The sequence below is a fragment of the Haloparvum alkalitolerans genome (assembly GCF_055381565.1).
On record NZ_AP043938.1, the window covers coordinates 910,143 to 925,228 of the forward strand.

Sequence of the window (15,086 nt, forward strand, 5' to 3'; positions counted from 1 at the left end):
TTGCTGTTCGATAGAGTCCGACGCCGTCGTCCCGGCGGTTCGCGACGCGCTGATAAATCGAAAGCGACGATACAAAATCGGCGATCGGGAGAACGGTCGGGGGTCCGGTGCGCGGCCGCCGCCCGTCGTCGCTACAGCTCGTAGCCCGCGTAGTCCATCAGCTGGGCGAAGATGTCGGAGTCCATCGCCTCCTCGTAAACGATACCGCCGACCATCCCGCCGGGGTAGCTGTTCCCGTTCATCGCGTGGCTCACCTTGTGGCAGTGGAGCAGGTAGATCCCGGGGTCGGCGTCGGCCTCGAACTCGATCGTCTTGCGCTCGGCCGGCGCGATGTTGACCACGTCCTGGTCGTACTGGGCGACCTCCGGGATCGGCGAGCCGTCCTTCTCGACCACCTTGAACCGGTGGTTGTGGGTGTGGAGCGGATGGCTCATGTAGCCGTTGTTGGCGAAGTGGACGCGGACGGTGTCACCCTGCGAGACGATGATCGGCGAGCCGTCCTCGGGGTGGAGCGTCCGCGGCGCCGACCGGCCGTTGATGGTGAACGTGTCCGGGCTCCGGTCCCGGGCGCTGTAGGAGACGTCCTCGCCCGCGAACTGGCGGTTGAGCCGGGAGTCCCAGTCTTTCACCGTCATGAACAGCTCCTGGTCGACCGGCTCGTACCCCTCGGGGTCGACCCGGAAGAAGCCGTACATCCCCATATCGATGTGGCGGTGGGTCTGGTAGTGACAGTGGTAGAGGTGGGTCCCGGGGACGTTCGCGGGGATCTCGTAGGTGTGGCTCTCGCCGGGCGCGACCGTGATCCCGGTGGTCGTCGGGACGCCGTCGTTCTCCCACGTCTTGCTGACGCCGTGGAAGTGGACCGTGTGAGGCATGTTGGCGTCGGTGTTGTCGAGCGTCACCTCCACGTCCTCGCCCTCGGTCGTCCGGAGGACCGGACCGGGCACGCTCGGCGCGCGGTCGTCGGCCTGCCACGCCCACACGCGGGGCAGCTCGACCGGCCCACCCATCGCGTCGCCGGGATGGACGGGGAGCCGCGAGGTGACCGACCGGAGCGTCACCTGATTGTTCTGCTCCGTGAGGTCGACGACCTGCGGCGCCGCGGCCGCGGGGAGGTCACCCCCCTCCGCCTGCGCGACGACGTTCCCGTCGGCGGTCCCGTTTCGGGGCGCAGCACACCCTGCAAGTCCGAGAACGCCCGCCGATCCCGTCGCACGCACGAAATCCCGCCGTGAGAGCTCCGTACCGGGAGCGCCGATTTGGTTCGTCATAAGCAAGTGAACGTACTCGGAGCGACCTTACAAACCCGAACGCGTGTTCTCACAGGGTTATAACGCGAGAACGGGGGAAGCACTTATGATTCCGTTTCTCGAAGTAACACCCTTAGACCGAAAACGGCTCTCACCGCCCGCACAGTTCTCACCGCTGACAATTGGGACCAAACACTTATCGCTCGCTCGGCGTGGATCCACGTATGGACGTTTCCTCCGTCACGAGCACGCGGAGAGGGGCCGCTTGCGGGTCGACGACATGACGCAATTCCGTATCCAAACGGAGCGGGCGGAGGCGGGATGACCCCCCTCTCAGCGGCCGTCGAAGCGGCCGACAGCGTGCTCCTCACCGGGCCACCGATGAGCGGGGAGTACGACCTGTTCCACCGTCTGCTCCACGAGTGGGCCTCGTCGCCGATCGTGATCTCCACCGGCCGCACCGCCGGGAAGGTCAGGACCGACCACGAGCGGATCACGGGCGCGGCCGACGACCGCGTCGTCGTGATCGACTGCATGACCCGCGACCGCGAGCTTTCGGCCGACGGCGCCGACGAGACCCGCTACGTCGCCTCGCCCGGCAACCTCACCGACCTCGGCGTCCAGTTCACGGAGCTCGTCGAAGGGGGCGGCCCCACCGCCTCCCGCGCGGTCGGCCTCGACTCGCTCTCGCAGCTGCTGATGTTCTCCGACCCCGAACGCGTCCACCGCTTCGCGCGCGCGCTCGCGACACAGGCCGCGAACGAGGGCTGGCCGTTCGTCGCGACCCTCGGGTCGACGATGCACGACGAATCGGTCAGACACACGCTCCACGAGGCGTTCGACGCGCTCGTGGAGACGCGCGTCAAGGGCGACGAGCGCCAGTTCCGCGTCCGCGAACGGGTCGACGGGCCGAGTGACTGGACGACATTCTGAGCGATAGCGATACTGGGTGTTACAGACGGAAGCAAAACACCCACATTTCTGAAATTCCCGGCGGTGCGGTGCTGTGCGGTCGCGGAGCGGGGCGGTTGCGGTGCTGTGCTGTCGGCGCGCGCCGCGGCGACCCTGTGTCGCCGCGACCGCGCGAGGGAGGCGGCGGCGCGGCCGCATTGCGGTGCGGTTCGCGGCCGCGCCACCGCCGAGGCTGGGGAGGTGCGAGGCCTACGGTGCGGTCGCGGGGCGGGGTGGGGTTGAAAGGGGCAGTCGGCTCGAACCCGCCCGGACGACGCAAGCACCGCAGCGGGCGGTGCTGAGAGCGAGGAGCACAGCGAGGCCCGGCGCGGTCGAGCCGGCTGGGGCTTTCTAGACGTTGCTGTCTAGAGCAGCAGGCTCAACAGCAGTTATGGAAGCATAATCTGACAGAAAAACAGCACAACTACCGTACTCTACTCAGTATCGCTATCAGTTAGGGTTCCGAGACCAACTCAAGAGCCGACGGGAGACCAGACCCAATCGTTCCATATCGCGCTAAGAGGTTTATGCCGTGCGAGCCGTACACGGATCCGAGCGTTCGAGACGCGTACCGGCCGACTTTTTGCCGGCCGCGGCGGAGCGTCGGCCATGACCGATTTCGATCCCGAGAAATTCGAGGACAAGTACGTCCACTACTTCCAGGAACTCCAGCGGGCGTACAAGAACGCCTTCAACCAGATGAACGAGCGGTACGACTCCGAACTGATCCACGGCATCGACCAGATGGTGCTCAACGAGTCGGAACCGTTCTACGAGGACGGGGAGTTCCGGGTCGAACTCCCCGAGAACCCGCGGGAGCGGCTCACCGGCGTGCTGGTCGACGACGAGAAGTTCGAGGAGACGCTCGAGGTGTACGTCGAGACCATCGAGGAGGAGCTCCACCGGGTTCTGGGCGTCGAGAAGCCCTGACGTGGCGGGTTCTCGTCCGCGCGGCGCACACCTGAACCAAAGGCATAAGCCGCCACACTGCCAAGCACGCGTATGAGCACGGAACCCGCGAACGCGGAGGACGACCTGCGCGACCGCATCACGAACTTCCTGCGGCGCAACTTCCCCCAGATCCAGATGCACGGCGGCGACGCGGCCATCAGCCACCTCGACCGCGAGGCGGGCGAGGTCCACATCCAGCTCGGCGGCGCCTGTTCCGGCTGCGGCATCTCGCCGATGACGATCCAGGCGATCAAGTCCCGGATGGTCAAGGAGATCCCGGAGATCGACACGGTCCACGCCGACACGGGCATGAGCGCCGGCGCGGACGGCGACCTCGGCGGCACCAGCAGCGGTGACAGCGGCATGAGTCCCTCGTTCCCCGGCGAGTCCGACGGCGAGGACGACGAAGGCCCGCAGGCCCCGTTCTGAGGCCGTCTTCTTCCCGTTTTTCTCACCTCCGGAGCGGCCGCGCTGTTCGAGCCGTTCCCGACAGCACGACCGAGGCACTCGGAGGCACACGACTGAGTGCCATCCGTGCGTGCGACAGTCCCGCCTCCGGAAACGGCGTAGATCGCCGTCTCGAACGGTTGTAACGCGGATTTCGTCCGGGGCGTCGTGTTCGACCGTGGCCGATGCCGACGCCCCGATAAATCAGATAGCGCGATACAGAAATGCGCCATCGAGTCACGTCCGAGGGCGAGGTGCGGCGGACGGGGAACGCTTTTTGCTCGCGGCGCGTCACTCGACTCCATGAACTATCGGGAGGTCGAGTCGAGCGCGGAGTACGTCGCTCGACTGGAGACGGGCGCCGACTGGCGCGAGGAGATCGAGTCGCTGGCCCGCGCGGAGGACGTCGAGGCGGGCTGGTTCACGGCGATGGGCGCGGTGCAGGACGCGGACGTCTGGTTCTACGACCAGAAGGAGACGGAGTACCAGTCGGTGACGTTCGACGAGCCGCTGGAGGTAGCCGCCTGCGTCGGGAACGTCTCGCTGCTGGAGGGGGAGACGTTCGCGCACACGCACGCCGTGCTCTCGCGGCCGAGCGGGCAGGCGCTCGCGGGCCACCTCGACTCCGCGACCGTGTGGGCGGGCGAGGTGTACCTGCGCGCGTTCGAGGAGCCGCTGGAGCGGGCGCACGACGAGGCGACCGACCTGGACCTCTGGCTGTGATGCCCGCGGGCGCGTGGCGGGGGGTGCGGTGACGTGCGGCCCGACGACGAGCGCTACTTCGCGCGGATCGAGGACCGGCTGGACGAGGCGTTCGAGGTGGCCGAGGCCGCGAAGGCGCAGGGGAAGGACCCGGAGGCCGAAATCGAGATCCCGGTCGCCCGGGACATGGCGGACCGCGTCGAGAACATCCTCGGCATCGACGGCGTCGCGGAGCGCGTCCGCGAGCTGGAGGGGCAGATGTCCCGCGAGGAGGCGGCCCTGGAGCTGGTGACGGACTTCGTCGAGGGGACCGTCGGCGACTACGACTCTCGCGCGGGCAAGGTCGAGGGCGCGGTCCGGACCGCGGTCGCGCTGCTGACCGAAGGGGTCGTCGCGGCACCCATCGAGGGGATCGACCGCGTCGAGCTGCTGGAGAACGACGACGGCACGGAGTTCATCAACGTCTACTACGCCGGCCCGATCCGCTCGGCGGGCGGGACCGCACAGGCGCTGTCCGTGCTCGTCGGCGACTACGCCCGCGCGCTGCTGGGTATCGACGAGTACAAGGCTCGGTCCGAGGAGGTCGAGCGCTACGCCGAGGAGGTCGCGCTGTACGACAAGGAGACCGGCCTGCAGTACACGCCGAAGGACAAGGAGACGAAGTTCATCGCCGAGCACATGCCGATCATGCTGGACGGCGAAGCGACCGGCGACGAGGAGGTGTCCGGCTTCCGCGACCTCGAACGCGTCGACACCAACTCCGCCCGCGGCGGGATGTGTCTGGTTCTGGCCGAGGGGATCGCGCTGAAGGCCCCGAAGATCCAGCGTTACACCCGCGAGCTCGACGAGATCGACTGGCCGTGGCTGCAGGACCTCATCGACGGCACCATCGGGAAGGACGGCGGCGACGAGACCGAAAGCGACGGGGCGGAGGCCGAGGGAGAGGCCGAGGACTCGGAAGGGTCTGCGGCCGCCGACGCGGACGGCGCGGGCGAGACCGTCGCTGACGAGGCCGGGTCCGAAGACGAACCGGAAGGGAACGAACCCGCCGGCCCGGAGCGCGTCGAGCCCGCCACGAAGTACCTGCGCGACCTGATCGCGGGACGGCCGGTGTTCTCGCACCCTTCGGAGTCGGGCGGGTTCCGGCTCCGATACGGCCGCGCGCGCAACCACGGGTTCGCGACCGCGGGCGTCCACCCCGCGACGATGCACCTCGTGGACGACTTCCTCGCGACCGGGACGCAGATCAAGACCGAGCGCCCGGGGAAGGCCGCGGGCGTCGTCCCGGTCGACTCCATCGAGGGCCCGACCGTGAAACTCGCCAACGGCGAGGTGCGCCACATCGACGACCCCGAGGAGGCGCTGGCGGTCAGGAACGGCGTCGAGAAGATCCTCGACCTCGGCGAGTACCTCGTCAACTACGGCGAGTTCGTCGAGAACAACCACCCGCTCGCGCCCGCCTCCTACGTCTTCGAGTGGTGGGTACAGGATTTCGAGGCGGCGGGCGCGGACGTGCAGGCGCTCCGTGACGACCCCCGCGTGGACCTGGAGCACCCCTCCGTCGAGGAGGCGTTCGAGTGGGCGCGCGAGTACGACTGCCCGCTCCACCCCGACTACACCTACCTCTGGCACGACGTGAGCGTCGCGTCGTTCCTGACGCTCGCGGAGGCGGTCGCGGACGGCGACGTGGTCGAGGGCGTCCTCGCCATCGAGCACACGGACACCACGCGCGCGGCGCTTGAGCGCCTGCTCGTCACGCACACCGAGACGCCGGACTCCCTGCGGATCCCCGAGTGGCGCCCGCTCGCGCACTCGCTCGGGCTCGGCGACGGGCTCCGGAAGGAGTGGGACGAGTCGGACCTCTCCGAGGCCGCCCTGAACTGGGCCGACGGCGAGAACGCGACGAAGGCCGTCAACGAGGTCGCGCCCTTCGAGATCCGGGAGCGCGCGCCGACCCGGATCGGGAACCGGATGGGTCGCCCGGAGAAGTCCGAGAGCCGCGACCTCTCCCCCGCGGTTCACACCCTGTTCCCCATCGGCGAGGCCGGCGGGACGCAGCGCGACGTAGCCGAGGCGTCCCGACAGATGGACGACCAGGGTCGCCGCGGCGTGTTGAACGTCGAGGTCGCGGATCGGGTCTGTCCCGACTGCGAGAGCCACACTTACCGCAACGCCTGTCCGGACTGCGGGACCCACACCGAACCGCACTACGAGTGCGGCCAGTGCGGCACCGAGTGCGAGCCCGACGAGGCCGGCCGTGTCGTCTGCCCGCGCTGCGAGTGGGAGGTCACGGCTGCGGACCGCCGCGAGATCGACGTGCACGCCGCCTATCGCGACGCGCTAGAGTCGGTCGGCGAGCGCGAGTCCGCCTTCGAGATCCTGAAGGGGGTGAAGGGGCTCACCTCGACGAACAAGACCCCCGAGGCCATCGAGAAGGGCGTCCTCCGCGCGAAGAACGGCGTCACGTCGTTCAAGGACGGCACCGTCCGCTACGACATGACGGACCTCCCGGTCACGTCCGTCCGCCCCGCGGAGCTCGACGTGACCGCGGACCACTTCCGAGAGCTGGGGTACGAGACGGACATCGACGGCGAACCCCTGCGCCACGACGACCAGCTGGTCGAGCTGAAGGTGCAGGACATCGTCCTCTCGGACGGCGCGGCCGAGCACATGCTCAAGACCGCGGACTTCGTCGACGACCTGCTGGAGCAGTTCTACGACCTGCCGGCCTTCTACAACGTCAACGAGCGCGACGAGCTCGTCGGCGAACTCGTCTTCGGGATGGCCCCCCACACCAGCGCCGCGACCGTCGGCCGCGTCGTGGGGTTCACCTCGGCGGCGGTGGGTTATGCTCACCCGTACTTCCACGCGGCGAAGCGCCGGAACTGCTTCCACCCCGAGACGAAGGTGTGGTACGAGGACAAGTCCGGAACGTCACACCACGCGGAGATCGCCGACTTCGTCGAGCGCTATCTCGAGCGTTCCGAGGTCGAAGAGGACGACTTCGGAACTGTCGTCGGGAGGCTCGACGGCGTCGAGTCCGAGGTTCGTGTCCCGTCGATGAGCGCTAACGGAGAACAGGAGATGCAGCGGGTCGAGGCCGTGAGTAAGCATCCCGCACCTGACCACCTGATCCGTATTCGCACGCGATCGGGCCGTGAACTGAAACTCACACCGGACCACGAGGTCCACGTGTACGAGGGCGAAGCCGACGAACTCGTCGGGAAGGAGGCGCGAGAACTCGACGCGACCGACCGGCTCGTCACGCCCAGCTCGGTCGACCGGGACGGACGGACGGAGTCTACAAAGCGGTTCGATCTGCTCGAAGAGTTCATCGAGACCGAGGAGATCGCGAACGACCGCCTCATGGTGAAGGGGATGGAGAAGGACTGTCTCTACGACCTGTTTGAGGGAACGTTCGCGGACGACTGGGAGGGACAGTTCTACCCGCTGCAGAGCATGACGGAGGTCTTCGGGACGAACAAGAAGACGCTGAGCAACTACCTCTACCGCGGCAGCTTCCCGGTGTCGTACCTCGAACAATGCTTCTCGTCCGTGGACGACCTGCTGGCGTTCGTGCCAGAGGACGTGACGCTCGGAGTGAAGCGCGACCGGACCGAGATCGATCGGTTCGTCGAACTCGACGAGCGAGTCGCGACGCTCCTCGGATACTACGCGGCGGAGGGCTTTGCCCGGGAACAGGAGACCCCGGAGGGAACGATCCATCAGACGACGATCTGCGGGACCGAAGAGGAGGCACGCCAGTTCTTCCTGCGGACCCTTCGTGACGAGTTCGGGGTCGAACCGTACGAGGAGAACCACGCGAAGGTGACGGTTTCTGGGCGTCTTCTCCGGATATTCTTCGACACGGTTCTGAACGCGGGGAACGACGCGCACACGAAACGCGTTCCGGCACCGATATTCGACGCGTCCGAAGAGGTGATCGCGGCGTATCTCGGTGGGTACGTCAGCGGCGACGGAAACGTCGATGCCGACTCGCTTCTCGTTCAGGCGACGACTGTCAGCGCCGAACTCAAGGAGGACGTGCTCGCACTCCTCTCCGCCCTCGGAATAAAGGCGACCGTCGAGCGGCCGACGCGCGTGCCGCTACACGTGAAATTCCCCGAGTTCTACGAGGAGGACTACGATTCTCTGACGGCACAGAGCTACGTCATCGGGATCTCCTCGGAGGACGCCGTTTGGTTCTCCGAACTCGTGAACGTTCACATGACCCGGAAGCAGGATCGTCTGCAGAGGCGCACTACGGAGATCGAACCACGGAGTCGTCGCGTGTTCGACGGCGGGTCTGGAGAGTACCTGCTTGAGGAGATCGACGACATCCGAACCGTCGAAAGCGACGCCGACCACGTCTATTGTCTCACGGTCGCGGAGACGCACTCGCTTGTCGCAAACGACATGTCAGTTAAGCAATGCGACGGCGACGAGGACTGCGTCATGCTCCTGATGGACGGTCTGCTGAACTTCTCGAAGGAGTTCCTCCCCGACAAACGCGGCGGCCGGATGGACGCGCCGCTGGTGATGTCCTCGCGGATCGACCCCGCGGAGATCGACGACGAGGCGCACAACATGGACATCGTCCGGCAGTACCCCCGCGAGTTCTACGAGGCGACCGTCGAGATGGCCGACCCCGAGAGCGTCGAGGACCTGATCAAGCTCGGCGAGGACACCCTCGGCACCGACGACGAGTACCGCGGCTTCGAGCACAGCCACGACACGACGGACATCGCGATGGGGCCGGACCTCTCGGCGTACAAGACCCTCGGCTCGATGATGGACAAGATGGACGCCCAGCTGGAGCTGTCCCGGAAGCTCCGCGCGGTCGACGAGACCGACGTGGCCGAGCGCGTCATCGAGTACCACTTCCTCCCGGACCTGATCGGGAACCTCCGGGCCTTCTCGCGACAGGAGACGCGGTGTCTGGACTGCGGCGAGAAGTACCGCCGGATGCCCCTGTCGGGCGACTGCCGCGAGTGCGGCGGCCGCGTCAACCTCACCGTCCACGAGGGCTCCGTCAACAAGTACATGGACACCGCCATCGAGGTCGCCGAACGGTACGGCTGCCGCGACTACACGAAACAGCGGCTCTACGTGCTGGAGAAATCGCTGGAGTCCGTCTTCGAGGACGACACCAACAAGCAGAGCGGGATTGCTGACTTCATGTAAACCGACCTTTTTCTGCGTCGGGTCGCGCCGGCGCAGGCGCCGCGCTCACCCGTCCTTGAAAAATGTCGATCAAAAAGGGCCGCGGTCGGCGCTCCGGGCGCTTCGCGCCCTCGCGCCGCCGCGGTACCACGACCTCAAGGCGACCGCATCAGCACCGCACCGCGACCGCATCAGCACCGCACCGCGACCGCATCAGCACCGCACCGCGACCGCATCAGCACCGCACCGCGACCGCATCAGCACCGCACCGCGACCGCATCAGCACCGCATTCCGAGGTTCAAAAATCGGTTCGCGGCCGTGTCCCGTGCCGAAACCGCTTACCTCCGGGCGACCGCATCGGGGGACATGACCGAGTCCGAGGCTGGCCTGGACGAGTTCCGGCTGGAGCGCATGACCTGGCGCGACGTGGAGGCGGCGACCGCGGAGACGTCGACGCTCCTGTTGCCGGTCGGCGCGACCGAACAGCACGGCCACCACATGCCGCTCGGCGTGGACACGCTGATGCCCGAGGCCATCGGAGAACGCGTCGCCGAGGAGGTGCCCGCGCTGCTCGCGCCCGCCGTCCCCTACGGCGTCAGCGAGCACCACACCTTCAAGCCGGGAACGTTCACCGTCGAGAGCGAGACGTTCCGGCGCTACGTCCGCGACGTGGCCGGCTCCGCGGCCGAGTGGGGGATCGACAACGTCCTCCTGTTGAACGGCCACTACCTCGCACAGGACCCCGAACTCGAGGTCGTCGTGCGGGACCTCCGGACGGAGTTCGACCTCGCGGCGTTCCACGTCCCCCTGATCGACGTCTTCTCCGACGCGGCGGCGCGCGTCCGCGACAGCAGCGTCACGTTCCACGCCTCCGAGTTCGAGACGAGCCTGATGCTGGAGCTGTTCCCCGACCTCGTCCGCATGGACGAGGCCGAGGCGGTCGACCCGCCGGCGGAGAGCCTCCCGCTCACCGACTACGACGCGCTCGGCGACAACCGCGTGGGGTGGGCGCTCACCGCGACCGACATGGCGGCGCTGACCGACACCGGGAACCTGGGCGACCCCACGAGCGCCACGGCCGCGAAGGGACGGGAACTGGCCGACGAGGCGGTCGAGAACCTCGTCACGCTCGTCGCGGCGCTGGAGCGTGGCGATCGGAACGGGGTCGCGACGACGGACGCGGCGGACCGTGATGGCGTCGCGGACGACCGTGGCGACGGAGCGACCCGCGGCCGTGACGCCGGCGCGGACGACGATCGGGATGGGACTTAGAGCCGCTCGGGGAGCCAGCCGCCGTCGATTTCCACGTTCTCGCCCGAGAGGTACGCCGACCCCTCGTCGAGGAAGAACAGCACCGCCTGCCGCACGTCCTCGAAGGTGGCCCACCGCCCGCGAGGCGCCTCGTCGGGGAACTCGTCGCTCGACTCCACCACGTACGGCGAGACCGCGTTGACCGTGACGCCGTCGTCGGTCGTGTCCCGCGCGACCGCCCGCGTGAACATCAGGACGCCCGTCTTGGCGATGAAGTACGGGAGGTTCTTCGGGTTCGCGAGCGCGCGGTCGCTGCCGGCGTAGCCGACGTTCACCACGCGTCCCCACTCAGCCTCGCGCATCGCGGGGAGCGCGCGGCGCGTGCAGAGGTAGGTCCCCTTGAGGTTCGTCTCCAGCACGCGGTCCCACGTCGCGACGCTCATCGCCTCCCAGTGCTCGGGCGCGAAGTCGCCGACGTTGTTCACCAACACGTCGACCGCGCCGAGTTCCTCCGCGACCGCGTCGAAGGCGGCGTCGACGCTCGACGGGTCGGTCACGTCCGCCCCGACCGCGGTTGCGGCCGGCGCGCCGCGCTCGCGCGCCTCCTCCGCGGTCGCGACCGCGGCCGCCTCGCTGGTGTTGTAGTGGACCGCGACGGCCGCGCCCGCCTCGGCGCACGCGAGCGCGATCGATCGTCCAAGCCCCCGCGCACTCCCGGTGACGAGCGCAACCCGCCCGGACAGATCCGGCTCGATCATACCCGACGATCCGTCCGCACCGGCAAAGCCTCGTCGTGTGAGGTGGTAACTCGGGTCTGAAAATTAATTCAAAATCGAGTAAACGGACGGTGGTTTTAAGTTATCGGGGAGGCAAGGGGCTGGCATGAGCATCGACACGATGTTGCTGGCGGTCGGCGCGGACGACCGCGAACGCGTGGAGCGACTCGGCGAGGAGACGACGGACGTGGCCGGCCCCTGCGACGCGGAGGTCGTTCTCGCGCACGTGTTCACCAGGGAGGAGTTCGAGGACACCTGCGAGAAGCTGAGTATCGACCCCGACAGCGAGGAGGCGACGCCCGACGGCGTGGCCAAGCGCCACGCGACGATCCGCGACCTGACGACGATCATGGACGAGGCGGGCGTCGACTACGCGATCCGGGGCGCGGTCGGCCACCGCGGCGAGGAGATCGTCGACGTCGCGAAGGACACCGACGCCGACCGCGTGGTCGTCGGCGGGCGCCAGCGTTCCCCCACCGGGAAGGCCGTCTTCGGGAGCGTCGCCCAGGAGGTCATGCTCTCCTCGCCGTGCCCGGTGACGTTCGTCCGCGAGGGGACGAAGTAGCGCCCGGAAGCGTCTCAATTAAGTGCCGCCGGAGCCCCCCTACGCGTAGATGCACTACGTGGGCGTCGACCTCGGCGCGACCAACGTCCGTGCGGTCGTCGGCGACGGCGACGCGGCGATCCTCGGCTCCGCGAAGCGCCCGACCCCGCGCGGGCCGACCGGCATCGCGGTGACCGAGGCCGTCCTCGGCGTCGTCCGCGAGGCCTGCGCGGAGGCGGGCGTCGACCCGACGACCGTCGCCGCGGCCGGGATCGGCTCCATCGGCCCGCTGGACCTGGCCGCCGGCGTCGTGGAGAACCCGGCGAACCTCCCCGACGCGATCGACCGGATCCCCCTGACCGGCCCCCTCTCGGAGCTGCTCGACACCGACGAGGTGCACCTGCACAACGACACCAACGCGGGCGTCATCGGCGAGCGGTTCCACGCCGACCGCAACCCCGACGACATGGTGTACCTCACCATCTCCTCGGGCGTCGGCGCGGGCGTCTCCGTCGACGGGAACGTGCTCGCCGGCTGGGACGGCAACGCCGGCGAGGTCGGCCACATGACGCTCGACCCCCACGGCTTCATGCGGTGCGGCTGCGGCTCCGACGGCCACTGGGAGGCCTACTGCTCGGGCAACAACATCCCCCGATACGCCCGCGAGCTACACGCCGAGGACCCCGTCGAGACGAGCCTACCGGTCGACGACCCCGACTTCTCCGCGAAGGACGTCTTCGACGCCGCCGGCGACGACGACTTCGCCGACCACGTGGTCGCACAGGTCGCCCACTGGAACGCGATGGGGCTGGCCAACGTCATCCACGCGTACGCGCCCCTGGTCGTCTCGGTCGGCGGCGCCGTCGCGCTGAACAACCCGGAACTGGTGCTCGACCCGGTCCGCGAGCAGCTCTCGGAGATGGTGTTCATCAACCTCCCCGAGATCAAACTCACCGACCTCGGCGACGAGGTGGTGGTGAAGGGCGCCCTCGCCAGCGCGCTCACCGGCGGGACGGGCGACCGCTCCCGGTTATAGAGCCAGCCCTGATTCTCGACGCCTGACCCGCCGGACGCGACACCGAGTCGCACAGACCACCCGACCCGACTGCACTCACGGCGGGAGTTCCGCCGCATCCGCGAAAAACGTTCGGCCCGCCGGAAGTGGTGCTGTACGTGCAGTGCGGTCGGCGCGCGCGAGAAACGCGCGCGAGGTCGCCGGCGTCGCCGTGAGCGCGGTGCGGAGCGAACGGCGGCTCGAAAACCTGCGGTTTTCGGTGCGCTACCGCACGCCGGCTGCTCGAAAATCTCCGATTTTCGGTGGAGCCCGCAGTCGCGGTCGCGCAGCGGCGCAGTCGCGCGACCGCGACTGCGGCGAGGCTGGGGAGTGTGAGGCTGCGGTGCGGTCGCGGTGGGTGGGACTGAAAGGGGCAGTCGGCTCGATCCGGTCCCGGCTCCGCAAGCGACGCGAGAGCGAAGCACTCGCTAGTCTGAGACTTCGTCTCAGGCACCGCAGCGAGCGGTGTCTCCAGCGCGCTACTGCACGCCGGAGAGCGGCGAGACGCGGGTTGTCTCGCCAGGCGCGGAGCGAGGAGCGCAGCGTGTGTCGCGTTCCCGCGAGGAACGAGCGGGAGCCCGTGAGTCGCAGCCCGGCAGCCCGCCACTGCAGGCAGCCCGGACCGTCTCACGACGGCCGGTCGAGCCGGCTGGGGCTTTCCGGGTGGTGCTGTTCCGAGCAGCAGAGTCTGCAGCAGATCAGTATTAGGTCGAGCCGGCTCCGACTTTCAGAACACTCTCCTTCCGATAAGCAGGATCCACGACCGCATTCACGGACACCGCGTATCCAGCGCCCTTTTCCCCGCGCCACCACTTGCTCCGCTCATGACGCTGGTCAGTGACGCCCACGCGGACCACGGCGCGACGTTCCGCGACCGCGGCGGGCGCGAGGTGGTCGACCACTACGGGCGGCCGGAGAGCGCGGCCCGCGCGGTGCGCAACGTCGTCGGCACCATCGAGATGGGGTACGGGGTCCTCGCCGTGAGGGGCGAGGACCGCGTCGAGTTCGTCGACAACGCGGTCACCAACCGGGTGCCCGCGGAGGACGGAGCGGGCTGTTACGCGCTCCTGCTGGACCCGCAGGGCGGCATCGAGACGGACATGTACGTCTACAACGCCGGCGAGCGGCTCCTGGTGTTCACGCCGCCGGAGCGCGCCGAGCCCCTCCTCGAGGACTGGTCCTCGAAGGTGTTCATCCAGGACGTGGACCTGCGGGACGCCTCCGCGGAGTTCGGCGTCTTCGGCGTCCACGGTCCCATGGCGACCGAGAAGGTCGCCTCCGTGCTGAACCACGCGGGCGCGCCCGAACCCGCGCTGACGTTCGAGCGCGGGACGATGGTGGACGCGGGCGTCACGGTGATCGCGACCGACAACCCCCTCGGCGAGGACGGCTACGAGGTCGTCTGCGCGGCCGAGGACGCCGGCGACGTGTTCGACACGCTGGTCAACCGGGGGCTCAACGCCGCGCCGTTCGGCTACCGGACGTGGGACGTGCTCGCGACGGAGGCGGGCACCCCCCTCTTCGAGTACGAACTCGAGGGGACGGTCCCGAACGTCCTCGGCCTGCGGAACGGGCTCGACTTCGAGAAGGGGTGTTACGTCGGCCAGGAGGTCGTCTCGCGCGTCGAGAACCAGGGCCGCCCGAGCCGCCGCCTCGTGGGACTCCGGCTGGGTGGCGAGCCGGACGCGGACGCGGACGCCGACTCCCCGGACGACGCCCTCCCGGACGCCGGCGCGGCCGTGTTCGCGGGCGACGCCGCGGTCGGCGAGGTGACCCGCGCCGTCGCGAGCCCCACGCTCGACGAGCCGATCGCGCTCGCGCTGGTCGAGTACGATCTCGACGCGACCGACCTCGCGGTGCGCGTCGCTGGTGATGAAGTGTCAGCAGAACTATCGGATCTCCCGTTCGTCGACGGGAGCGTTCGGTCCGCCCGTCTGCCACGTTACGAGGACTGAGGAGTAAATATTATCCGAATAATTTCATTCTGGCTATGACA

The 15,086-nt window shown here is 68.3% G+C and carries 11 protein-coding genes; 9 read left to right on the forward strand and 2 right to left on the reverse strand.

The genetic code is table 11. The features are described 5' to 3' along the window. Window positions 1–131: 131 nt before the first annotated feature. The gene (locus tag ACZ432_RS07020) at window positions 132–1,271 is read right to left on the reverse strand and encodes a multicopper oxidase domain-containing protein (RefSeq protein ID WP_426963687.1); all 1,140 of its coding nucleotides are present in this window, start codon (window positions 1,269–1,271) and stop codon (window positions 132–134) included. Between the two features lie 300 nt (window positions 1,272–1,571). Here ACZ432_RS07020 and ACZ432_RS07025 point away from each other — a divergent pair, with 300 nt between their 5' ends. From ACZ432_RS07025 to ACZ432_RS07050, 6 genes are all read left to right on the forward strand, one after another. Continuing rightward, window positions 1,572–2,183, forward strand: coding sequence for a DUF7504 family protein (locus tag ACZ432_RS07025; protein WP_426963686.1), 612 nt, complete (start codon window positions 1,572–1,574; stop codon window positions 2,181–2,183). Window positions 2,184–2,810: 627 nt separating this feature from the next. Beyond that, window positions 2,811–3,131: a DUF5783 family protein gene (locus ACZ432_RS07030; protein ID WP_058365772.1), complete on the forward strand. Its 321-nt coding sequence runs from the start codon at window positions 2,811–2,813 to the stop codon at window positions 3,129–3,131. A gap of 72 nt (window positions 3,132–3,203) precedes the next feature. Then, entirely contained in the window at window positions 3,204–3,581 is a 378-nt protein-coding gene (locus tag ACZ432_RS07035) for a NifU family protein (protein ID WP_426964103.1), read from the forward strand. A 321-nt stretch (window positions 3,582–3,902) separates the two neighbouring features. Beyond that, the gene (locus ACZ432_RS07040) at window positions 3,903–4,322 is read left to right on the forward strand and encodes a PPC domain-containing DNA-binding protein (RefSeq protein WP_426964101.1); all 420 of its coding nucleotides are present in this window, start codon (window positions 3,903–3,905) and stop codon (window positions 4,320–4,322) included. Between the two features lie 33 nt (window positions 4,323–4,355). Beyond that, window positions 4,356–9,485, forward strand: coding sequence for a DNA polymerase II large subunit (locus ACZ432_RS07045; protein ID WP_426964100.1), 5,130 nt, complete (start codon window positions 4,356–4,358; stop codon window positions 9,483–9,485). 346 nt (window positions 9,486–9,831) lie between these two features. Next, window positions 9,832–10,737 (forward strand): creatininase family protein, encoded by a 906-nt coding sequence (locus ACZ432_RS07050; RefSeq protein ID WP_426964099.1) that lies wholly within the window; start codon window positions 9,832–9,834, stop codon window positions 10,735–10,737. Here ACZ432_RS07050 and ACZ432_RS07055 read toward each other — a convergent pair. Beyond that, a complete protein-coding gene (locus ACZ432_RS07055) occupies window positions 10,734–11,474 on the reverse strand; it encodes an SDR family NAD(P)-dependent oxidoreductase (protein WP_426964098.1) in 741 nt (246 codons plus the stop codon). The two genes, ACZ432_RS07050 and ACZ432_RS07055, sit on opposite strands and share 4 nt — an antisense overlap. 124 nt (window positions 11,475–11,598) lie before the next feature. On the opposite strand from ACZ432_RS07055, the gene ACZ432_RS07060 reads away from it, so the two are divergent. From ACZ432_RS07060 to ygfZ, 3 genes are all read left to right on the forward strand, one after another. Beyond that, window positions 11,599–12,057: a universal stress protein gene (locus tag ACZ432_RS07060; RefSeq protein ID WP_426964097.1), complete on the forward strand. Its 459-nt coding sequence runs from the start codon at window positions 11,599–11,601 to the stop codon at window positions 12,055–12,057. A 49-nt stretch (window positions 12,058–12,106) separates the two neighbouring features. Then, window positions 12,107–13,072: an ROK family protein gene (locus ACZ432_RS07065; protein ID WP_426964095.1), complete on the forward strand. Its 966-nt coding sequence runs from the start codon at window positions 12,107–12,109 to the stop codon at window positions 13,070–13,072. Window positions 13,073–13,914: 842 nt separating this feature from the next. Next, the gene (gene ygfZ / locus ACZ432_RS07070; RefSeq protein WP_426964094.1) at window positions 13,915–15,045 is read left to right on the forward strand and encodes a CAF17-like 4Fe-4S cluster assembly/insertion protein YgfZ; all 1,131 of its coding nucleotides are present in this window, start codon (window positions 13,915–13,917) and stop codon (window positions 15,043–15,045) included. Window positions 15,046–15,086: the final 41 nt, after the last annotated feature.